Genomic DNA, 20,664 nt, shown 5'->3' on the forward strand with positions numbered 1-20,664 from the left:
CATGAACGAACCGATGTACAGCCTCGACGACCTGCTTCACCTCATGGCGCGCCTGCGGGACCCGCAATACGGCTGCCCCTGGGATCTCAAGCAGAGCTATGCCAGCATCGTCCCCCATACCCTCGAGGAAGCCTACGAAGTGGCCGACGCCATCGAGCGCGGCGACTTCGATCACTTGCCAGGCGAGCTGGGAGACCTGTTGTTCCAGGTGGTGTACTACAGCCAGCTGGCCCGGGAGGAGGGACGTTTCGAATTCGCTTCGGTGGTGGATGGCATCACTCGCAAGCTGGTTCGCCGTCATCCCCACGTGTTCCCGACCGGGGACCTGCATGCGCCGCTGGACGTTCCGCGCCTCGACGAAGAGCAGGTCAAGGAACGCTGGGAGCAGATCAAGGCTGAGGAGCGTGCCGAGAAGGCTGTCGTGCCGCAGCAGTTGTCGTTGCTGGACGATGTGCCGGCGGCGCTGCCTGCGTTGTCCCGTGCGGCCAAGTTGCAGAAGCGTGCGGCCCAGGTCGGTTTCGACTGGCCAGAACCGCTGGCGGTGGTGGACAAGGTGCGCGAGGAGTTGGACGAGGTGCTGGAAGCCATGGCCGACCATGACGCCGCAGCCATCACCGACGAGATCGGCGACCTGTTGTTCGCGGTGGTCAACCTGGCCCGGCAGCTCAAGGTCGACCCGGAAACCGCGCTGCGCGGTGCCAATGGCAAGTTCGATCGCCGCTTCCGATTCATCGAGCAGGCATTGCGCAATAACGGTCGTCCCGTGGAAGATTGCACCCTGGAAGAGCTGGACGCCCTGTGGGGCGAGGCCAAGCGCCAGGAAAAGATTTTGCCCAACTGCGGCGCAAGCCGTAGCCCAAGTGAGTAAGCACCATGAGCCTTTCCCTTCGCGACCAATTGCTCAAAGCAGGCTTGGTCAACCAAAAGCAGGCCAAGCAGGTCGGCAAGGACAAGCAGAAGCAGCAGCGTCTGGCCCACAAGGGTCAGGCCGTGCTCGACGACTCCCAGCAACGCGCCGCCCAGGAGGCGATGGCCGAGAAGGTCAAGCGTGACCAGGAGCTCAACCGCCAGCAGCAAGAGAAGGCCGAGCAGAAGGCCCGGGCCGCCCAGATCAAGCAATTGATCGAGGTATCGCGCCTGCCCAAGCTGACCACCGAGGACTACTACAACTTTGTCGACGACAAGAAGGTCAAGCGCCTGTCGGTGAACAACCTGATGCGCAACAAGCTCAGCAGCGGCTCCCTGGCCATCGTCCACCATGGTGGCGGTTACGAGGTGATCCCCCGGGAGGCGGCACTGAAGATCCAGGAACGTGACCCCAGCCGCATCGTGCAGCTCAATACCCCGACCGAGGCGCCGGACGAGGATGATCCATACGCGGCCTACCAGATCCCTGACGATCTGATGTGGTAACCAGCAACAACGACAAACCCCGCCATGAGCGGGGTTTGTCGTTGTTGCAAGGACGGGGACCGGCGTGGAGATTCCCGCCTTGCGGATCGGCCTTGACTCAGGAGCCCAGCAGGGTGCGCTGCTGTTCGAGCTTTTCCAGTTCTGCCTTGTAGCTATGGGCTTCGCTTTCGGAGTGGAACATGCCCACCAGCATGTCTTGTTGATGCACGTCCCAGCTGCGTACGCCCGCGGCTACGCCTTCGTGGGACATATGTGAATCGTCGCGTTCAGTCACTTTTACAGTCATCTGCTAGCTCCAATCTCTGTTGATCTGCAGCAAGGCGTGTGCAGGCCTCTGTTATATGTTTTGTTAGCTAGCTAAGTAAATCGACCTGATTTGCAATAGACCTTTGCAAAAATGAAGACAATTCCACAGCCCTCGAAAACCGTGACATTCGGTCGCAGTGCTAGAAGTTTCATGAAAAAAGTTTCATCTTTCTCGCCTTGCATGGCGCCTTGCAGGTCGAGGTGATGGTGGATTTCGGGCAAAAAAAAGCCCCGCATGAGCGGGGCTTTTCGTTGGTAGCTTCAGCTGCCCTTGACGGCCTTGCCGTCGACGGTGCCGTTGAGGAGCATGATGTTGTACTCCTTGCCGTCGGTTTCCACCTGCTGCAGGCGCACCAGCAGGTAGTCCCAATCCTTGGCGAACCACATCACGGTGGTGCGTTTGCTCTGTGTTGGATCGCGAACGCGCTCGACCTTGATGGCGTCGATCTGGCCGGCCTTGGTGTCGACCTTCTCCGAGCCCAGGACACGGAAGTCATAGGTATCGACATCGCTGCCGTCCACCACCTGGTAGCTCATGGTCTTCTTGCCGGCGGCGACGTCATGCTGCAGGGCCAGCTGGTAGGTCGACTTGTCCACCATCCCGGTGTTCAGCGGCAGCTTCACCGCGTCGCCGCGGTCGGTGCCGGTGACCATCTTGGCGGTCCAGTCGAAGTCCAGGTCGGACTTCTTGGCTTTGCCCAGGCCGCCACGCTCGAAGTGGTAGGACTGGGGCACCAGGGTGTCCTTCTCCAGGGTCAGGGTGCTTTCCTCAGTCAGGCTGGCAATCATCATCGATGCCTTGAAGCTGAGTTTCCAGGCGCCGCTGGCGGTTTTTTCCAGGCTGCGCTCAGCAGTGCCGCTCATGGGCAGTTGTTTCCAGTCGGCGGTGTAGCTGGCGGAGAACGGGTGAAGATCTGCCGCCTGCACAACCGGCAGGGCGAACAGAGCACAAGCGAAGAGCAGGGCGCGACGCATAAAATCTCCTAGGTTCGAATCAAGTAACCGCTGGCGGCCAGTAATTTGCCGTCCAGTAAAGCACCTTGGTCGCCAAGGGCTAGCCGACCTTCGGCAAACCAACGTACGGCCATTGGGTAAATCCGGTGTTCCTGGACGTGCACTCGCTGTGCCAGGCTCTGGGGCGAGTCGTGCAACTCTACCGGGATCACAGCCTGTACGACCAGAGGCCCGCCATCGAGTTCCTCGGTGACGAAGTGCACGCTGCAGCCATGTTCCGGGTCTCCGGCTTCCAGGGCCCGCTGGTGAGTGTGTAACCCTTTGTATTTAGGTAGCAGCGAAGGGTGGATATTCAACAGGCGACCCTGGTAGTGGCGGACGAAGCCTGCGCTGAGGATGCGCATGAATCCGGCCAGTACTACCAGCTTCGGTTGGAAGGTGTCGATCAGTTCGATCAGTGCCTGGTCGAAGGCCTCGCGGCCCTCGAAGGTGGTGTGATCGAGGCAGCGGGTAGCGATGCCCGCTTCCTTGGCGCGTTGCAGCCCGTAGGCGTCGGCGCGATTGGAGATCACTGCAGCGATGCGGACCGGACTGTCGTCGGTCCGCGCGTTGTCGATCAGCGCTTGCAGGTTACTGCCGGTGCCGGACAGCAGCACCACAACATCACAGGTCGGCGACTTCCGCTCTTGCATCAGTGGGCCTTGAGGTTCTTCAGCTCGACCTGGGCCGCGCCCTCGGCAGCATTGGCGATCTGGCCGATGACCCAAGGTTGCTCGCCGGCTGCACGCAGCACGTTCAGGGCGTTGTCGACCTGGTCCTGGGCTACGCAGATGACCATGCCCACGCCGCAGTTCAGCACGCGGTGCATTTCATGCTCGTCGACGTTGCCTTTTTCCTGCAGGAAGTCGAAGACCGCCGGACGTTGCCAGCTGGCCACGTCAACCACGGCCTGGGCGCCTTTTGGCAGCACGCGCGGAATGTTGTCCAGCAGGCCGCCGCCGGTGATGTGGGCCATGGCCTTGACCGCGCCGGTGTCCTTGATCAGCTTGAGCAGCGGTTTCACGTAGATGCGGGTCGGGGCCATCAGCAGGTCGGCCAGTGGCTTGCCGTCCAGCTGGGTGTTGTCGATGTCGGTGCCGGAAACTTCGAGGATCTTGCGGATCAGCGAGTAGCCGTTGGAGTGCGGGCCGGAAGAGGGCAGGGCGATCAGCGCATCACCGGTGACCACTTTCGAGCCGTCGATGATCTCGGCCTTTTCCACCACACCGACGCAGAAGCCTGCCAGGTCGTAGTCCTCGCCTTCGTACATGCCTGGCATCTCGGCGGTTTCACCACCGACCAGGGAGCAGCCGGCCAGCTCGCAGCCGGCGCCGATGCCGGTGACCACGGTGGCAGCCACGTCGACGTTGAGCTTGCCGGTGGCGTAGTAATCGAGGAAGAACAGCGGCTCGGCACCGCACACCACCAGGTCGTTGACGCACATGGCGACCAGGTCCTGGCCGATGCTGTCGTGCTTGTTCAGGTTCAGTGCCAGGCGCAGCTTGGTACCGACGCCGTCGGTGCCGGAGACCAGTACTGGCTGCTTGTAGCCGGCCGGGATCTCGCAGAGGGCGCCGAAGCCGCCCAGGCCACCCATGACTTCAGGGCGTGCGGTGCGCTTGGCGACGCCCTTGATGCGTTCGACCAGTGCTTCGCCGGCGTCGATGTCTACACCGGCGTCTTTGTAGCTCAGGGAGGGTTGCTTGCTCATTGATCCAGGCCTTTAAGGGGATTCAGGGATATCGACCGAACCAATGAGCCCGCTGAAGCACTGGGACTGTGCTTCGAGGGACCCGCTGATGGCGGTCTGCGAAGGCGCGCGATTTTATCAGGCTTGAGGGGCAGCGGCCATCCTCGGGCCGACGGGTAGAGGCATATCCTGCTAAAAAAACCGGGATCGCCCATATTGGTGGTTGCGCCCTAGCCTGTATAAGGTATAGCGCTTGATTGGTTGTCGTCATGACAGTGCGAAAATCGTCCGGCGACGGTGAATGTTTTGCCAGGGCTTGTGGTCACAGCCTTGTTCGCAGCGATGCATGCGCGCTGTTTCAATCGTTTTTGTCATCGAGAATCTTCCATGCGTCTGGGTCAATTTCTATTTGTGGGCTGCTTGTCGTTGGCCAGCCTGGTGAGTCATGCCGAAACCCTCAATGGCTTGTATCAGGTGCGCGAGCCGGTGAGCAGCCAGTCGCCCCAGGAACGCGACCAGGCCACCCAGCGCGCCCTTGAGACCCTGGTGCTGCGCCTCACCGGCGATGCCAAGGCGGCCCAGGGGCCGGGACTGGCGGAAGTCCGCAAGGACCCGCAGCAGATCATCAGCCAGTACGGCTACGACGCCGGGCCGCCGGAGAGCCTACAGGTGGACTTCGATCCGGCCAGTACCGACCGCGCCTTGCGCCAGGCCGGCTTGTCGCTGTGGGGGAGCAATCGGCCGTCGATCCTCGGCTGGTGGCTGAGCGATTCCACCGAGGGCTCGACCCTGGTGGGCGATGGCCAGGCCAGTGCCGAGCCTTTGCGGCGAGCCGCCCAGCATCGCGGATTGCCGCTGCGCTTGCCGCTGGGGGACCTCAATGAACAGATCGTCGCTACTGCGCCTAATCTCGAGGGAGCCGATCCAGCGCCACTGCGCGAGGCGTCGGAGCGATACGGCGCGGATGCGCTGCTGGCGGTGCATGCCCGTGAAGAGGGTGGCCAGTGGCAGGCCAAATGGCGCTTGTGGCTGGGCGACCAGAAGGAGCAGGGGACGGTCCAGGGGGCTGATACCGGCGCCTTGGCCGACGCAGTGTTGCTGGCCGTGAGCCAGCGCCTGGCGCCGCGCTTCGTCACGCGTCCAGGTGTTTCCAGCGAACAATTGCTGGAGGTGCAAGGCATGAACCTGGAGCGTTATGCGAGTCTCGGCCATTTGCTGGAGCCTTTTGGTGCGCAGTTGCGCAGCGTCGATGGCGATCGGATCGTCTATCGAGTCAATGGCAGCGCCGAGCAGCTGCGTGCGCAGCTGTCCCTGGCCAAGTTGCAGGAAATTCCCGCCGGGCAAGCGCAATCGTTGCCTGCCACGGGAGTCGAAGGCAGTACGCCGGCGGCCTTTCCAGACTCTGGCGCGCAACTGCGTTTTCGTTGGTAGCGGGTGGTTTCCTTCTATATAGAAGCAGGAGTGCTTTATGGGTGATACCCGTCGTTGGATCTGGTTGGGCGTGGCGCTGTTGGTCTGCGGGTTCCTTTACCTGCTGCATCCGATCCTCAGTCCGTTCCTGGTCGCGCTGTTGCTGGCGTATATGTTCGATCCCTTGGTGGATCGCCTGGAGAAGTGGGGTTTGTCGCGCACTTGGGGGGTGGTGGCGGTCTTCGCCTTGTTCACCCTGATCGTGATGGCGCTGTTGCTGGTGCTGGTGCCCATGCTGGCCAGGCAGTTGGTGCGCCTCTATGAGTTGGCGCCGCAAATGCTCGATTGGGTCCAGCACACGGCCATGCCCTGGGTCCAGTCCCGGTTAGGGCTGGCGGATGGTTTCTGGAAGTTCGACAAGGTCAAGGCTGCCATCAGCGAGCACATGGGGCAGACCACGGACATCGTCGGCGTGGTGCTGAGCCAGGCCACGGCCTCCGGCTTGGCGCTGATCGGCTGGTTGGCCAACCTGGTGTTGATTCCGGTGGTCAGTTTTTATCTGCTGCGTGACTGGGACCTGATGATGGCCAAGGTCCGCAGCCTGCTGCCGCGGGATCGTGAAGAGCAGGTGGTGTCCCTGGCAGGCGAGTGCCATGAAGTGCTGGGTGCCTTTGTGCGTGGCCAACTGCTGGTCATGGTGGCTCTGGGCATGATCTATGCCGCCGGGTTGATGCTGGTGGGGCTCGAACTGGGCCTGCTGATCGGCTTGATCGCCGGGCTCGCGGCCATCGTGCCCTACATGGGGTTCATCATCGGTATCGGTGCTGCGTTGATCGCAGGCCTGTTCCAGTTCGGTGGCGACTTGTATCCCATGATCGGCATCGTCGCAGTATTCATGGTGGGGCAGGCGCTGGAGGGGATGGTGCTCACTCCGTTGTTGGTTGGCGACCGCATCGGCTTGCACCCGGTGGCAGTCATCTTCGCCATCCTGGCTGGCGGGGAGTTGTTCGGTTTCACCGGAGTGCTGCTAGCGTTGCCGGTGGCTGCGGTGATCATGGTGCTCGTACGCCATATACATGACTTGTATAAGGATTCGAACCTCTATAGTGGAGCGCAGGAACCCGATCTGTAGCACGAAGAGCAGGGGCATCGGGTGCTGGTGCCCCTTCAGGTCGGCGGTCGCGCAGCGATCCCTGACTGTCAAGGAAGCCATCCACAGGGCTTTCGGCTCACGCAAACCTTTGATTTTGCTTGTGGTCTGCTGCATTGTGCGCTCGGCGTCACGGGTATAAACTTTGCAAAATTTACACAGAGGCCACTAACGGTTCGTTTGGAACTGTTCAGCCAGCATGAAACCGATTCAGCTGCCCCTGGGTGTGCGTCTGCGTGATGACGCCACCTTCATCAACTACTATCCAGGCGCCAATGCCGCAGCACTCGGCTACGTCGAGCGCCTCTGCGAAGCCGATGCCGGCTGGACCGAGAGCCTGATCTACCTCTGGGGCAAGGATGGTGTGGGGCGTACTCATTTGTTGCAAGCGGCTTGTTTGCGTTTCGAGCAATTGGGAGAGCCGGCTGTATACCTTCCGCTGGCGGAGCTTCTGGATCGCGGGATCGAGATCCTGGACCACCTCGAGCAATACGAACTGGTATGCCTGGACGATCTGCAGGTCGTGGCCGGTAAGGCCGACTGGGAAGAGGCCTTGTTCCATCTGTTCAATCGCTTGCGCGACAGCGGACGACGCCTGCTGATCGCAGCCTCGACATCTCCGCGGGAGTTGCCGGTGAAGCTGGCGGACCTCAAGTCGCGCCTGACCCTGGCGTTGATCTTCCAGATGCGCGCACTTTCCGATGAAGACAAGCTGAGGGCCTTGCAGTTGCGGGCGTCCCGGCGTGGCCTGCACCTGACCGATGAAGTTGGGCATTTCATCCTGACCCGGGGTACCCGGAGCATGAGTGCTTTGTTCGAGTTGCTGGAGCGCCTTGACCAGGCTTCGCTCCAGGCCCAGCGCAAGCTGACAATTCCTTTCTTGAAGGAAACCCTGGGTTGGTGAACCCAGCGGCTAGAAGCGACCTTTGGTCGGGTTTTGGCATATTCCAGGCGCCAGAAAATGTGCCTTTGGAAGGGTTTCCACAGGCCGATGGCGTTTAAACGGGCTTAAAGCCTTAGATGTACTGAAGAAACTCATAAGTCACATTCTGATCGATTGAATTTGCAAATGAGAGCGATAGAAGGCATAGTCGCTTCTTCTTTTATAACAAGCCACGGTCGTGCCCATGCTAAATCGCTTCGCACCCCTCGTGCCTCTCGCACTCGTTACCCTGTTGTTTGGCTGCGCCTCTCATGCCCCGGTGTCGCAGCAGCAAGTCGTACAGCAGGCTAAAGTCACCACTACCAACCAGTCTTCCGCGGTCTACCAGGAAGAGCTGGCAACTGAAAAGGAACTGGCAGAATTCGCTGACAGCAAGCCTTACCAGTTGCCAGTTCTGGCCGACAGCATCCTAGAGCGCGGCATGTCCCTGATCGGTACCCGCTACCGTTTCGGTGGTAGCTCCGAAGCCGGCTTCGATTGCAGCGGTTTCATCGGCTACCTGTTCCGCGAAGAGGCTGGCATGAACCTGCCGCGCTCCACTCGCGAGATGATCAACGTCAAGGCCCCATTGGTCGCGCGCAACAACCTCAAGCCAGGCGACCTGCTGTTCTTCAGCACCAATGGCCGCGGGCGCGTCAGTCATGCCGGTATCTATCTGGGCGACGACCAGTTTATCCACTCCAGCAGCCGTCGCAGTGGCGGTGTGCGGGTCGATAGCCTGGGCGACAGCTACTGGAGCAAGACCTTCATCGAAGCCAAGCGTGCACTCGCCATGGCTCCGACCGTGGTCACCGCACGCAAATAAGCAGACTGTTTGTAGGGCGAAGTTAAAGTCTTACTTGAAGTTTCGCGTGTAGGCGCTAGAATCCTGATCTATTGTTGAAACAAACCGCGTAAGCCCTGCTTACGCGGTTTTGTTTTCAGTACCACGGCAGAGAAAGCCGCATCCCGATCAGGATTGTCCAGCTTATGTCGACCTCGGCCCGTATCGCTCTTGTTGTCCTCGCCGCGCTGCTCAGCGCCTGCGCCAGCCGTACTCCGCCACCTGCGCCCGTGGTGCGGGCTCCGGTATTCAATTCCCCACAGACCTTTTCACCGGTTGCCGAAGACGTGCTGTTCCGCGCCCTGGGCCTGGTGGGTACGCCTTATCGCTGGGGTGGCAACACTCCGGACTCCGGGTTCGATTGCAGCGGCCTGATCGGCTATGTGTATCGTGATGCTGCAGGTATCTCGCTGCCACGCTCGACCCGGGAAATGATCGGCATGCAGGCGCCGGACGTCGGCAAGAATGCCTTGCAGACCGGCGACCTGATCTTCTTCGCCACCAATGGCGGCTCCCAGGTCAGTCATGCCGGGATCTACGTCGGGGAAGGGCGTTTCGTGCATGCCCCGGCCACCGGCGGCACGGTGAAGCTCGACAGCCTGTCCAAGGCCTACTGGCAGAAAGCCTACCTGAGCGCCAAGCGCGTGTTGCAGCCGGAACACCTGGCGCACAACCCTTAATCTTTTCTTGTCGAGGTGTTCGTGACTGCTCGTACGCTCAATCTCGACGATGCCCTCTACCAGTACCTGCTGGATGTGTCCCTGCGTGAAACGCCTCTGCTGCGTCGTCTGCGGGATGAAACCCAGGCCTTGCCCACTGCGCGCTGGCAGGTTGCGCCGGAGCAGGGGCAGTTCCTCGCCCTGTTGATCAAGCTGGTCGGTGCTCGCCGCGTGCTGGAGGTTGGTACCTTCACCGGCTACAGCGCCTTGTGCATGGCCCAGGCGCTACCTGGGGATGGTTCTCTGCTCTGCTGTGATCTTCCTGGGGACTACAACGCCACTGCCCGCCGTTACTGGCAGGAGGCCGGAGTCCAGCAGCGTATCGATCTGCGTCTGGCGCCTGCCCTGGAAACCCTGGCCAGCCTGGAGCAACAGGGGCAGGCTGGTTCTTTCGACCTGATCTTCATCGATGCCGACAAGGCCAATTACCCGGTTTACCTGGAGTCTGCCTTGCGCTTGCTGCGCACCGCGGGCCTGGTCGTGTTCGATAACACCTTGTGGAGTGGGCGGGTGTTGGAGGTCGCTCCTGCCAGCGAGGATACCCGGGCCATCCAGGCGCTCAATCGTGCCCTCAAGGATGACCCGCGTATCGATCTGTCGTTGCTGCCCCTGGGGGACAGCCTGACCCTGTGCCGCAAGCGCTGAGATCAGGGCTTCTTGGCAGCGCTCACGCGCCAGATCTTGTTGCCGACGTCATCGGCGACCAGCAGGGCCTCTTGCTGGTCGATCACCACTCCCACCGGGCGCCCCATGGCGTTCTTGTCAGCATCTAGAAAGCCGCTGAGCAGGTCGATCGGCTGTCCTTGGGGTTTGCCGCCGCTGAAGGGTACGAAGAGCACCTTGTAGCCACTGTGGGGCTTGCGGTTCCAGGAACCGTGCTGGCCGATGAAGGCGCCTTCGGTGAAGGGCGCGGGCAGCTTGCTGCCAGTGGCGAACGCCAGGCCCAGCGAGGCCGTGTGCGGCCCCACGGCGTAGTCCGGGGAGATTGCCTTGGCCACCAGTGCCGGATCCTGGGGTTTGACCCGCACGTCCACATGCTGGCCGTAGTAGCTGAAGGGCCAGCCGTAGAAGGCGCCATCCTTGACCGATGTGATGTAGTCGGGCACCAGGTCGCTGCCGATCTCGTCCCGTTCGTTCACTGCTGTCCAGAGGGCTCCGCTGACTGGCTCCCAGGCCAGGCCATTGGGGTTGCGCAGGCCGGTGGCGAACAAGCGATGCTGGCCGCTGGCACGGTCCACTTCCCAGATCGCCGCCCGGCCTTCTTCCTTGTCCAGGCCGTTTTCGCCGACATTGCTGTTCGAGCCGACGGTGACATACAGCTTGCTGCCATCCTTGCTGGCGATGACATTCTTGGTCCAGTGGTGATTCAGCGTGCCGCCGGGCAGGTCCACGACCTTGGTGGCGCCGGCGCTGATCCTGGTGTCACCGTTCTGGTAGGGGAAGCGCAGCAGCTTGTCGGTATCGGCTACATACAGGTCGTTGCCCACCAGGGTCATGCCGAAGGGCGAGTTGAGGTTCTCCAGGAAGACGCTGCGAGTCTCCGCCACGCCGTCATGGTCGGCATCGCGCAGCAGGGTGATGCGGTTGGCGCTGGGAACCGTGGCCCCGGCGCGCCCCATCACCTTGCCGGCTACCCAGCCGCGGATGCCCCGGCTGTCGTCCGGTTTGGGCGGGGCGTTGGTTTCCGCCACCAGCACGTCCCCGTTAGGCAGGACATAAAGCCAGCGAGGATGATCGAGATGCTCGGCGAAGGCGCTGACCTGGGTCCCGTTGGCGGCCAGCGGTTTCGCTCCCTCGGGCCAGCCGATGGCCGGTGCGATATTCAGGGTGGGGATCAGGGTGGGGTTGGGCTCCGGCAACTTGGGGTTGGGGCCGGTACCGTCTGCAACCTGCAGGCTGGAGGTTTCGCCGCAGGCGGCGAGACCGGCGGCGATGGCGATGAGCAAGGTATGGCGAGGCTTGAGCATGCTGATGTCCCTATGAATGCGCGAATGTTCAATCATAGAGAAGCATGGGGCCCTGGGGTTCCTTCCGTTCAGCGAGCCTCCTTGAACAAGGCCGCCACCCCAGGGTGGTAGTGGCCGGCTTCGTTGTGCAGCTTGCGATAGGCATAGGGGAAATACCAGGCCACGGCGCAGCAGTGCTCCTTCTGCAGGTCGTCGAGCATGTCTTGCAGTTCTTCGGGAGTCGCGCTGTGCTGGGCCTTTTGAGGTGCGACGAACAGGCAGCCAAGCTTCAGGTCGCTGGCGTAGCTGATGGTCTTCGCTGCATTGGCGATATCCAGCAGTGCCTGGGTCAGGTTCAGGCTGTTGACCCTTGGCCAGCGCTGGGTGGCTTGGATATAGGCGCGTTCTTCCTGGGTGGCCAGGTACAGGTCGGTGTGGGCATTGCGCGCGCCTTCTTCGAGCTGTTTCTTGCTGGGGCTGCGTTCCAGGGTCACCATCTCGGCCATCCAGGCTGCGGCTGAGAGCAGCCCCAGGTTGGCTTGTTCGTCGAACCAATATGGGGTTTCGTTATCGCCGCGAATCGCGTTGTAGCGGTCAATGCAATCGAACCAGCGCTCCAGCATCGGTCGCAGGAATTCCAGCCTTGGATTGCTGATGATCATGCCTTGCATCGAACTCACCCCTTATTGTTGTGATGGACGTCATGTCCTGAAAGTGGCTATTTGATATCACTGCTTTCAGTGTGGCACAAGATTGGCGTCAGTTTGTTGATGCAGTGCAGTTTTCCGTTGGGTGCGGCGGGCCGCTTCATTGACGCTCCATCCCCAACCCTCTAACCTTCGCGACTTGTTTCAGGTGCTCTGTGACTCCTGGGTCGACAGAGTGAAACAGGGAAGCCGGTCAGGGCCCGTTCCAGCGATGGAGCCGGCGACGATTCCGGCGCTGCCCCCGCAACGGTAGGTGAGTCAAGATTGCGCGAGTGCCACTGTGTCGAAGCAGGCATGGGAAGGCGCGCAGTCCGGCAGTGATGCCGCTCACGAGCCCGGAGACCGGCCTGATCCATCCAACGGCATCACGGTGGGCGATGCCAGGCTTGCGCCGTCCGTTTTCCATTCCTGCCCCCCGTTCCCCAAGCCCCAACGGAGAGCTGCTCCATGAGTGAATCCCTCGAGCGTGACGAACGTCATCTGGCGCGCATGCTGCGCAAAAAAGCGGTGATCGACGAGCGTATCGCCAACTCGCCCAATGAATGCGGGCTGTTGCTGGTCCTGACCGGCAACGGCAAAGGCAAGAGCAGTTCGGCCTTCGGCATGCTGGCACGGTCCATGGGCCATGGCATGCGCTGTGGCGTGGTGCAGTTCATCAAGGGCCGCGAAAGCACTGGCGAAGAGCTGTTCTTCCGGCGCTTTCCCGAGCAGGTGCGGTTCCATGTGATGGGCGAGGGCTTCACTTGGGAGACCCAGGACCGCCAGCGCGACATCGCCGCCGCCGAGGCCGCCTGGGCGGTTTCCCGGGAGCTGTTGCGCGATCCGCAGATCGGCCTGGTGGTACTCGATGAGCTGAACATCGCCCTCAAGCATGGTTACCTGGACCTGGATCAGGTGCTCAGCGACCTGCAGGCCCGTCCGCCGATGCAGCACGTGGTGGTGACCGGGCGCGGGGCCAAGCCGGAAATGCTCGAGCTGGCCGACACCGTCACCGAAATGGGCATGGTCAAGCACGCCTTCCAGGCCGGTATCAAGGCGCAGAAGGGCATCGAGCTGTGAGCGTGAACCCATGAATGATGTTCGTCATTGCCCGGCGGTATTGATCGCCGCTCCGGCATCCGGCCAGGGCAAGACCACCGTGACTGCCGCCCTGGCGCGCCTGCACCGTAACCAGGGGCGCAAGGTGCGGGTGTTCAAGTGCGGTCCGGATTTTCTCGATCCGATGATTCTCGAGCGTGCCAGCGGTGCCCCGGTGTACCAGCTGGACATGTGGATGGTGGGCGAGCAGGAAAGCCGCCGCTTGCTGTGGGAGGCCGCCGGCGAGGCCGACCTGATCCTCATCGAAGGCGTTATGGGGTTGTTCGATGGCACGCCATCGAGCGCCGACCTGGCCCGGCATTTCGGCGTGCCGGTGCTGGGGGTGATCGATGGCACCGCCATGGCCCAGACTTTCGGCGCCCTGGCCCTGGGCCTGGCGCGCTACCAGCCGGACCTGCCGTTCGCCGGCGTGCTGGCCAACCGGGTGGGGACCTTGCGCCATGCGCAACTGCTCGAAGGCAGCCTGACCGAAGGGTTGCGCTGGTACGGGGCCTTGTCTCGGGAAACCTCGATCGAGCTGCCCAGTCGCCACCTGGGCCTGGTCCAGGCCAATGAACTCAATGACCTGGATCTGCGCCTGGATGCCGCTGCCGAGGCCCTGGCCAGCAGTTGCCAGGTGGCGTTGCCGCCGGCGGTGGGGTTTGCCGCGCCGGCCCCGGCGTCCTGCGAGCCGCTGCTGGAGGGCGTGCGGATCGCCGTGGCGCGGGATGAGGCATTCGCCTTCACCTACGGCGCCAGCCTCGACCTGCTGCGGGCCATGGGCGCGCAGCTGAGTTTCTTCTCGCCGATCCATGATCGTGAGCTGCCGGTGGCCGACAGCCTGTATCTGCCCGGCGGTTACCCCGAGCTGCACCATCAGGCGCTGGCCAGCAATAGCGGCATGCTTGCGGCCATCCGTGCCCATCACGCCGCCGGCAAGCCGCTGCTCGCTGAATGCGGCGGGATGCTGTACCTGCTCGATGCCCTGACCGATGTCGAGGGCCAGCGTGCCGAACTCTTGGGGCTGCTGCCCGGCGAGGCGGTGATGCAGAAGCGCCTGGCGGCCTTGGCCTTGCAAGCGGTGGACCTGCCGGAGGGCCGTCTGCGCGGGCACACCTACCATCACTCCCTGACCAGTACCGAACTTGCGCCCATCGCCCGGGGGGCGAGCCCCAATGGGGGGCGGGGTGCCGAGGCGGTGTATCGCGACGGGCGCATGACCGCCTCCTATGTGCACTTCTACTTCCCATCCAATCCTGTGGCGGTGGCAGCGTTGTTCGCGCCCCGGCCAGGGGTCGCCGAGGGCCTGGCGTGTGATTGAGCAGGCGTTTTCCGCGGCCGAGCGCGAGGCGGTCTATCGTGCTATTGCCGAGCGTCGTGACATGCGGCATTTCGCCGGCGGCAGTGTTGCTCCCGAGCTGTTGCAGCGCCTGCTGGAGGCCGCGCACCAGGCCCCTAGCGTTGGCCTGATGCAGCCCTGGCGGTTTATCCGCATCAGTGACCGTGCGCTGCGGGACAACATCCGGCAGTTGGTGGAAGAAGAGCGGGTACGTACCGCCGAGGCGCTGGGGGAGCGTTCCGACGAGTTCATGAAGCTCAAGGTCGAAGGCATCAACGAGTGCGCCGAATTGCTGGTGGCGGCGTTGATGGACGGCCGGGAACGGCATGTCTTCGGTCGCCGGACCCTGCCGGAAATGGACCTCGCCTCCCTGTCCTGCGCCGTCCAGAACCTCTGGCTGGCGGCGCGCAGCGAAGGGTTGGGCATGGGTTGGGTATCGCTGTTCGAGCCCCAGGCCCTGGCCAATCTCCTGGGCTTGCCCGAAGGTGCTAAGCCCCTGGCCGTGCTGTGCCTGGGGCCGGTCACCGAGTTCTATGCGGCGCCGATGCTCGCGCTGGAGGGCTGGGCCCAGCCCCGGCCATTGAATGAATTGCTGTATGAAAATTACTGGGGAGTGAGTCAATGAGCGTGGCGTTGCTGAGTGTCGCCGGGGTGGCGCTGGATGCGCTGCTGGGCGAGCCCAAGCGCTGGCATCCACTGGTGGCCTTCGGGAGCTTGGCGGATCGCATCGAGCAACGTTTCAACGCCGGCGGACGAGGTTGGCGCAGTCATGGCGTCACGGCCTGGGTCCTGGCGGTCCTGCCTCTCACCCTGTTGGCCACGGCCTTGTCCTGGCTCCCCTGTATCGGCTGGTTGGTGGAAGTCCTGGCGCTGTATTGTGCTTTGGGGCTGCGCAGCCTTGGCGAGCATGTCGAGCCGGTGGCCCAGGCCCTGCGTAGCGATGACCTGGATGAGGCGCGGCGGCGGGTGGGTTTCCTGGTGAGCCGCCAGACCAGCGAGCTGGATGCCCCCGCCGTGGCGCGCGCGGCCACCGAGTCCGTGCTGGAGAACGGCAGCGATGCGGTGTTCGCCGCCTTGTTCTGGTTCGCCGTGGCCGGTGCGCCCGGGGTGGTGCTCTATCGTCTGAGCAACACCCTGGATGCGATGTGGGGTTACCGCAACGAGCGCTTCGAGCGTTTCGGCTGGGCTGCTGCGCGGATCGACGATCTGCTCAACTATATTCCGGCGCGCCTGGTGGCCCTGACCTACGCCTTGCTGGGCAAGACCCGGCTGGCCTTCAAATGCTGGTATCGCCAGGGTCCGACCTGGGACAGCCCCAATGCCGGTCCGGTGATGGCCGCCGGTGCTGGAGCCCTCGGGGTCGAGCTGGGCGGCCCGGCGATCTATCACGGCGAACTGCACCAGCGCCCGCAATTGGGTGAGGGGGAAGCGGCCAGCGCCGGGTCCATCGATGGTGGCTGGCAGCTGGTGCAGCGTGGGGTATGGCTGTGGTTGCTGATTCTTTGCCTGGGGGCGCAATTCTATGCTTGAGCACGGTGGGCGTTTGCGCAGGGCGGCCCAGGAACATGGCATCGCCGAAGAGGACTGGCTGGATCTGTCAAGCGGCCTGGCCCCCTGGCCTTTCGCGTTGCCGCAGATTCCGCTGCGTGCCTGGGCCCGCCTGCCGGAAACCGACGACGGCCTGGAGCAGGCGGCCTGTGCCTATTACGGCGCCAACGAAGTATTGCCGGTGGCCGGTTCCCAGGCGGCGATCCAGCTGCTGCCGCGTTTGCGTCGCACCGGCAAGGTCGGGGTGCTGTCGCCCTGTTATGCCGAGCACGCCGAAGCCTGGCGTCGCAGTGGCTATCGGGTACGCGAAGTGCTGGAGCAGGAAGTCGACTTCTTTCTCGACAGTCTCGATGTGCTGGTGGTGGTCAATCCCAACAATCCCACGGGCCTGAGCCTGAGCCCCGAGCGCCTGCTGGAGTGGCACGCACGCCTGGTCCAGCGCGGTGGCTGGCTGGTGGTGGACGAAGCCTTCATGGACAACACGCCTGAGCTGAGCCTGGCCAGCCATGCCCACCAGGTGGGGTTGATCGTCCTGCGTTCGTTCGGCAAGTTCTTCGGCCTGGCCGGGGTGCGCCTGGGATTCGTCCTGGCCGAGCATCGGCTGTTGCGGCTGTTGGCCGAGCAGGTGGGACCCTGGGCTGTCAGTGGCCCGACCCGGGTCCTGGGGCAGGCTTGCCTGCGGGATGTCGCCGGCCATGCCCGCCAGCGCCAGCGCAGCGAGGCCGCCAGCCAGCAGTTGGTGGAGGTGTTGCAGCGTTACGGCTTCAAGCCCCAGGGCGGTTGCGCGCTGTTCCAATGGCTGATCACCGACGAGGCTGAGCGCCTCTATCACTTCATGGCCCGGCGCGGCATTCTCCTGCGCCTGTTCGCCCACAACAGCAGCCTGCGTTTCGGCCTGCCTGCCGACGAGGCCGAGTGCGCCCGCCTGGAGCAGGCCTTGCAGGCTTATCGTAAGGACTACCCATGACCACGCTGATGGTGCAGGGCACCACATCGGACGCGGGCAAGAGCACCCTGGTGACCGCGCTGTGCCGCTGGCTGTTGCGCCAGGGGATCAGCGTGGTGCCGTTCAAGCCGCAGAACATGGCGCTCAACAGCGCGGTGACCGCCGATGGCGGCGAGATCGGCCGGGCCCAGGCAGTCCAGGCCCAGGCCGCCAACCTCGCGCCCCATACCGACATGAACCCGGTGTTGCTCAAGCCCAACAGCGATACGGGCTCCCAGGTGATCATCCATGGTCGTGCGGTGACCACCATGAATGCCGTGGCCTATCACGACTACAAGGCCATCGCCATGCAAGCGGTGCTGGCTTCCCACCAGCGACTGCGCCAGGCGTACCAGGTGGTGATGGTCGAGGGCGCCGGTTCCCCGGCCGAGATCAACCTGCGGGCCGGCGACATCGCCAACATGGGGTTTGCCGAGGCGGTGGATTGTCCGGTGCTGCTGATCGCCGACATCAATCGTGGCGGAGTGTTCGCCCACCTGGTGGGCACCCTGGAGCTGCTTTCACCCAGCGAGCAGGCGCGGGTCAAGGGCTTCATCATCAACCGCTTTCGCGGCGACATCGCCCTGCTGCAACCGGGCCTGGATTGGCTGGAGCAGCGCACCGGTAAGCCGGTACTCGGGGTGTTGCCCTATGTCATGGACCTGCACCTGGAGGCCGAGGACGGCATCGACCAGCGCCAGGCCGGCAAGGTCGAGCAACTGCTCAAGGTGGTGGTGCCGGTGCTGCCGCGCATCAGCAACCATACGGACTTCGATCCGCTGCGCCTGCATCCCCAGGTAGACCTGCAATTCATCGGGCCCGGGCAGGCGATACCCGCCGCCGACCTGATCATTCTCCCCGGCTCGAAAAGCGTGCGCGGCGATCTCGCCTACCTGCGGGCCAATGGCTGGGAACAGGCCATCGCCCGGCACCTGCGCTACGGCGGCAAGCTCCTGGGCATCTGCGGCGGCCTGCAGATGCTCGGCGAGCAATTGCACGACCCACTGGGCCTGGAAGGTGCCGCGGGCTCCAGCCCGGGCCTGGGCCTGCTGGCTTTCGAAACCGTGCTGGAGGCGCAAAAGCAGCTGCGTAACGTCAGTGGGCGCCTGACCCTGGAAGACGCCGCGGTCAGCGGCTACGAGATCCATGCCGGAGTCAGTCGTGGCCCAGCCCTGGAACAGGCGGCAGTGCGCCTGGACGATGGTCGCAGCGACGGCGCCCGCAGTGCCGACGGGCAGATCCTCGCCACCTACCTGCACGGCCTGTTCGAGACGCCAGCGGCCTGCGGCGCGCTGTTGCGCTGGGCCGGCCTGGAGGATGTCCAGCAGGTGGATTACCACGGCCTGCGCGAGCGCGATATCGAACGCCTGGCGGACCTGGTGGAGCGCCACCTGGATACCGCCGCATTGCGCCGGCTTTGTGGCCTGTAGGCACGCAGCCGTGTGCGGTTTTCTTTTCAGAGGTGCCCAAGCATGTTGCAACTGATCCTCGGTGGTGCCCGCTCCGGCAAGAGCCGCCTGGCCGAGAAACTGGCCAGCGACAGTGCGCTGGAAGTGACCTATATCGCCACCAGCCAACCGTTGGACGGCGAGATGAACCAGCGTATCGCCCGTCATCGCGAACGCCGTCCGGCGCACTGGGGGCTGGTCGAAGAGCCCCTGGAGCTGGCCCGGGTACTGCGCCAGGCGGCCAGTCCGGGGCGCTGCCTGTTGGTGGACTGCCTGACCCTGTGGTTGACCAACCTGCTGATGCTCGAAGACCAGCAGCGCCTTTGTGCCGAGCGCGAGGCCTTGCTGCAATGCGTGGCCGAGCTGCCGGGAGACATTATCTTTGTCAGCAACGAGACCGGAATGGGTGTCGTGCCGCTGGGCGAATTGACTCGCCGCTATGTGGATGAAGCCGGTTGGCTGCATCAAGCCCTGGCCGAGCGCTGTCAGCGAGTGGTGCTGACGGTGGCTGGCCTGCCCCTGACTTTGAAAGGACCCGCGTTATGAGCAATTCCTGGTGGCAGAACCTGTGCAAGTCCATTGATAGCCAAGTGGTGGAGCAGGCCCTGGCACGGCAGCAGCAGCTGACCAAACCGGCCGGCTCGCTGGGCCAGCTGGAGCCGCTGGCCGTGCGCCTGGCGGGCTTGCAAGGCCGGCTCAAGCCCGCCATCGAGCAGCTGTGGATCACCCTCTTCGCCGGTGATCACGGGGTGGTGGCCGAAGGTGTGTCGGCCTATCCGCAGGAAGTGACCGGCCAGATGCTGCTGAACTTCGTCAAGGGTGGCGCCGCGATCAGCGTGCTGGCCCGCCAGTTGGCGGCGCAGCTGGAAGTGGTGGACCTGGGCACCGTGACGCCGAACCTGGAGCTGCCTGGAGTGCGCCACCTGAACCTGGGGCTGGGCACGGCGAACTTCCTCCAGGGCCCGGCCATGACCCGGGCCCAGCTCGAGCAGGCGCTGCAGGCCGGTCGTGATAGTGCGCTACGTGCCCGGGGGCAGGGCGCCCAGTTGTTCATCGGCGGGGAAATGGGGATCGGCAATACCACGGCCGCCAGCGCCATCGCCTGCGCCTTGCTGGACATTCCGGTAACGCAGCTGGCCGGGCCAGGTACCGGGCTGAACGCCGCGGGCGTCAGCCACAAGGCCCAGGTCATCGAACGAGCCCTTGCCTTGCACCAGGGGGCGCGCGGTGATGCCTGGCAAGCGCTGCAAGACCTTGGCGGTTTCGAGATCGCGGCCTTGGCCGGCGCCTACCTGGCCTGTGCCCAGGAGGGCATCGCGGTGCTGGTGGACGGCTTCATTTGCAGCGTCGCGGCACTAGTGGCGGTGCGTTTGAATCCAGGCTGCCGCCCCTGGTTGCTGTTCGCCCACCAGGGAGCCGAACCTGGGCACCGGCATGTGCTGCAAGTGCTCGAGGCCGATCCGCTGCTGGACCTGGGCCTGCGCCTGGGAGAAGGCAGTGGTGCGGCGCTGGCGGTGCCCTTGCTGCGCCTGGCCTGCGACCTGCACGGGCAGATGGCGACTTTCGCCGAAGCGGCCGTGGCGGATCGTCCGGCATGACGTTGCGCCTGGACCTTCTGCGCCACGGTGAGACCGAGTCTGGTGGCGGCCTGCGGGGCAGCCTGGACGACGCCTTGACCGAGCGGGGCTGGCAGCAGATGCATGCCGGGGTCGAGGGGCGCGGCCCCTGGGACCTGGTGGTCAGCTCGCCGTTGCAGCGTTGCGCAAGTTTTGCCGAGCAACTGACGGCGCGCCTGCAACTGCCGCTGGTGCTGGAACCGGGTCTCAAGGAACTGCACTTCGGTGACTGGGAAGGGCGGAGCACGGCAGCCCTGATGCAAACCGACGCCGAGGGCCTGGGGCGTTTCTGGTCCGACCCCTATGGTTTCACCCCGCCTGGAGGCGAGCCGGTAGAGCGCTTTTCACAACGGGTGCTGGCAGCGATCGACCGCCTGTACCAGGCCCATGCCGGGCGGCGGGTGCTGCTGATCAGCCATGGCGGTGTGATGCGCTTTTTGTTGGCCAGGGCCCGCGGGCTGCCCCGTGAACAGTTGCTCAATGTCGAAGTGGGCCATGGTGCCTGGTTCGGCCTGACAGTGGCTGCGGGACGGATGAGCGAGGAGGGCTGA

At 63.7% G+C, this 20,664-nt stretch carries 23 protein-coding genes and 1 riboswitch; of the genes, 17 read left to right on the plus strand and 6 right to left on the minus strand.

Translation table 11 applies throughout. The features are described from left to right. Positions 1-13: 13 nt before the first annotated feature. Positions 14-868 carry a nucleoside triphosphate pyrophosphohydrolase gene (gene mazG / locus ACK6AU_RS11550; protein ID WP_185699828.1) on the plus strand — a complete coding sequence of 285 codons (855 nt, stop codon included), beginning with the start codon at positions 14-16 and terminating at the stop codon, positions 866-868. A 5-nt stretch (positions 869-873) separates the two neighbouring features. Continuing rightward, a complete protein-coding gene (locus ACK6AU_RS11555; protein WP_185699710.1) occupies positions 874-1,413 on the plus strand; it encodes a DUF2058 domain-containing protein in 540 nt (179 codons plus the stop codon). Positions 1,414-1,510: 97 nt separating this feature from the next. Here the strand turns inward: ACK6AU_RS11555 and ACK6AU_RS11560 are convergent, their stop codons facing one another. The 4 genes from ACK6AU_RS11560 to purM all read right to left on the minus strand — a co-directional run bounded on the left by ACK6AU_RS11560 (position 1,511) and on the right by purM (position 4,423). Next, positions 1,511-1,699, minus strand: coding sequence for a hypothetical protein (locus tag ACK6AU_RS11560; protein ID WP_409299394.1), 189 nt, complete (start codon positions 1,697-1,699; stop codon positions 1,511-1,513). Positions 1,700-1,980: 281 nt separating this feature from the next. Beyond that, positions 1,981-2,694, minus strand: coding sequence for a DUF3108 domain-containing protein (locus ACK6AU_RS11565; protein WP_185699711.1), 714 nt, complete (start codon positions 2,692-2,694; stop codon positions 1,981-1,983). Positions 2,695-2,702: 8 nt separating this feature from the next. Continuing rightward, positions 2,703-3,365, minus strand: coding sequence for a phosphoribosylglycinamide formyltransferase (gene purN / locus ACK6AU_RS11570; RefSeq protein ID WP_185699712.1), 663 nt, complete (start codon positions 3,363-3,365; stop codon positions 2,703-2,705). After that, complete coding sequence (gene purM / locus ACK6AU_RS11575) at positions 3,365-4,423, minus strand: phosphoribosylformylglycinamidine cyclo-ligase (protein WP_022640234.1); 1,059 nt, start codon at positions 4,421-4,423, stop codon at positions 3,365-3,367. The genes purN and purM overlap by 1 nt, the downstream gene beginning before the upstream one ends. 366 nt (positions 4,424-4,789) lie before the next feature. Here purM and ACK6AU_RS11580 point away from each other — a divergent pair, with 366 nt between their 5' ends. The 6 genes from ACK6AU_RS11580 to ACK6AU_RS11605 all read left to right on the plus strand — a co-directional run bounded on the left by ACK6AU_RS11580 (position 4,790) and on the right by ACK6AU_RS11605 (position 10,092). Next, on the plus strand, positions 4,790-5,833 hold the full coding sequence (locus ACK6AU_RS11580; RefSeq protein ID WP_409299397.1) for a DUF2066 domain-containing protein: 1,044 nt from the start codon (positions 4,790-4,792) through the stop codon (positions 5,831-5,833). A 37-nt stretch (positions 5,834-5,870) separates the two neighbouring features. Then, positions 5,871-6,944 carry an AI-2E family transporter gene (locus ACK6AU_RS11585; protein ID WP_185699714.1) on the plus strand — a complete coding sequence of 358 codons (1,074 nt, stop codon included), beginning with the start codon at positions 5,871-5,873 and terminating at the stop codon, positions 6,942-6,944. A gap of 217 nt (positions 6,945-7,161) precedes the next feature. Next, on the plus strand, positions 7,162-7,866 hold the full coding sequence (gene hda / locus ACK6AU_RS11590; protein ID WP_185699715.1) for a DnaA regulatory inactivator Hda: 705 nt from the start codon (positions 7,162-7,164) through the stop codon (positions 7,864-7,866). 223 nt (positions 7,867-8,089) lie between these two features. Beyond that, positions 8,090-8,710 (plus strand): C40 family peptidase, encoded by a 621-nt coding sequence (locus ACK6AU_RS11595; protein ID WP_031320311.1) that lies wholly within the window; start codon positions 8,090-8,092, stop codon positions 8,708-8,710. Positions 8,711-8,874: 164 nt separating this feature from the next. Then, positions 8,875-9,408, plus strand: a complete 534-nt coding sequence (locus ACK6AU_RS11600; RefSeq protein ID WP_409299400.1) for a C40 family peptidase — start codon at positions 8,875-8,877, stop codon at positions 9,406-9,408. Positions 9,409-9,429: 21 nt separating this feature from the next. Continuing rightward, positions 9,430-10,092, plus strand: coding sequence for a class I SAM-dependent methyltransferase (locus tag ACK6AU_RS11605; protein WP_409299402.1), 663 nt, complete (start codon positions 9,430-9,432; stop codon positions 10,090-10,092). A gap of 2 nt (positions 10,093-10,094) precedes the next feature. On the opposite strand, the gene ACK6AU_RS11610 is transcribed toward ACK6AU_RS11605, so the two are convergent. Together ACK6AU_RS11610 and ACK6AU_RS11615 are read right to left on the minus strand one after the other, a co-directional pair. After that, the gene (locus ACK6AU_RS11610) at positions 10,095-11,414 is read right to left on the minus strand and encodes a PQQ-dependent sugar dehydrogenase (protein WP_409299404.1); all 1,320 of its coding nucleotides are present in this window, start codon (positions 11,412-11,414) and stop codon (positions 10,095-10,097) included. A gap of 68 nt (positions 11,415-11,482) precedes the next feature. Then, positions 11,483-12,064: a hypothetical protein gene (locus ACK6AU_RS11615; RefSeq protein ID WP_185699719.1), complete on the minus strand. Its 582-nt coding sequence runs from the start codon at positions 12,062-12,064 to the stop codon at positions 11,483-11,485. A gap of 165 nt (positions 12,065-12,229) precedes the next feature. Next, a riboswitch (cobalamin riboswitch) is annotated at positions 12,230-12,466 on the plus strand. 81 nt (positions 12,467-12,547) lie between these two features. Between ACK6AU_RS11615 and cobO the strand changes: the two genes are divergently transcribed. Genes cobO through cobC form a run of 9 tightly spaced genes read left to right on the plus strand, consistent with a single transcriptional unit; the run spans position 12,548 to position 20,664 of the window. Then, entirely contained in the window at positions 12,548-13,159 is a 612-nt protein-coding gene (gene cobO / locus ACK6AU_RS11620; RefSeq protein ID WP_409299406.1) for a cob(I)yrinic acid a,c-diamide adenosyltransferase, read from the plus strand. A 10-nt stretch (positions 13,160-13,169) separates the two neighbouring features. Then, entirely contained in the window at positions 13,170-14,498 is a 1,329-nt protein-coding gene (locus tag ACK6AU_RS11625) for a cobyrinate a,c-diamide synthase (protein WP_409299408.1), read from the plus strand. Then, on the plus strand, positions 14,491-15,141 hold the full coding sequence (gene bluB / locus ACK6AU_RS11630; protein ID WP_409299410.1) for a 5,6-dimethylbenzimidazole synthase: 651 nt from the start codon (positions 14,491-14,493) through the stop codon (positions 15,139-15,141). Before ACK6AU_RS11625 ends, bluB begins: the two co-directional genes overlap by 8 nt. Beyond that, positions 15,138-16,046, plus strand: a complete 909-nt coding sequence (gene cbiB, locus ACK6AU_RS11635; RefSeq protein WP_409299412.1) for an adenosylcobinamide-phosphate synthase CbiB — start codon at positions 15,138-15,140, stop codon at positions 16,044-16,046. Before bluB ends, cbiB begins: the two co-directional genes overlap by 4 nt. Then, positions 16,039-17,031 (plus strand): threonine-phosphate decarboxylase CobD, encoded by a 993-nt coding sequence (gene cobD / locus ACK6AU_RS11640; RefSeq protein WP_409299414.1) that lies wholly within the window; start codon positions 16,039-16,041, stop codon positions 17,029-17,031. The genes cbiB and cobD overlap by 8 nt, the downstream gene beginning before the upstream one ends. Then, positions 17,028-18,479 (plus strand): cobyric acid synthase, encoded by a 1,452-nt coding sequence (locus tag ACK6AU_RS11645; RefSeq protein ID WP_152898719.1) that lies wholly within the window; start codon positions 17,028-17,030, stop codon positions 18,477-18,479. The genes cobD and ACK6AU_RS11645 overlap by 4 nt, the downstream gene beginning before the upstream one ends. Before the next feature lie 42 nt (positions 18,480-18,521). Next, complete coding sequence (cobU, locus tag ACK6AU_RS11650; RefSeq protein ID WP_409299417.1) at positions 18,522-19,043, plus strand: bifunctional adenosylcobinamide kinase/adenosylcobinamide-phosphate guanylyltransferase; 522 nt, start codon at positions 18,522-18,524, stop codon at positions 19,041-19,043. Beyond that, positions 19,040-20,095 (plus strand): nicotinate-nucleotide--dimethylbenzimidazole phosphoribosyltransferase, encoded by a 1,056-nt coding sequence (gene cobT / locus ACK6AU_RS11655; protein ID WP_409299419.1) that lies wholly within the window; start codon positions 19,040-19,042, stop codon positions 20,093-20,095. The genes cobU and cobT overlap by 4 nt, the downstream gene beginning before the upstream one ends. Continuing rightward, the gene (gene cobC / locus ACK6AU_RS11660; RefSeq protein WP_409299421.1) at positions 20,092-20,664 is read left to right on the plus strand and encodes an alpha-ribazole phosphatase family protein; all 573 of its coding nucleotides are present in this window, start codon (positions 20,092-20,094) and stop codon (positions 20,662-20,664) included. Before cobT ends, cobC begins: the two co-directional genes overlap by 4 nt.

Source organism: Pseudomonas sp. KCJK8993 (assembly GCF_046230915.1).
GTDB lineage: Bacteria > Pseudomonadota > Gammaproteobacteria > Pseudomonadales > Pseudomonadaceae > Aquipseudomonas > Aquipseudomonas piscis.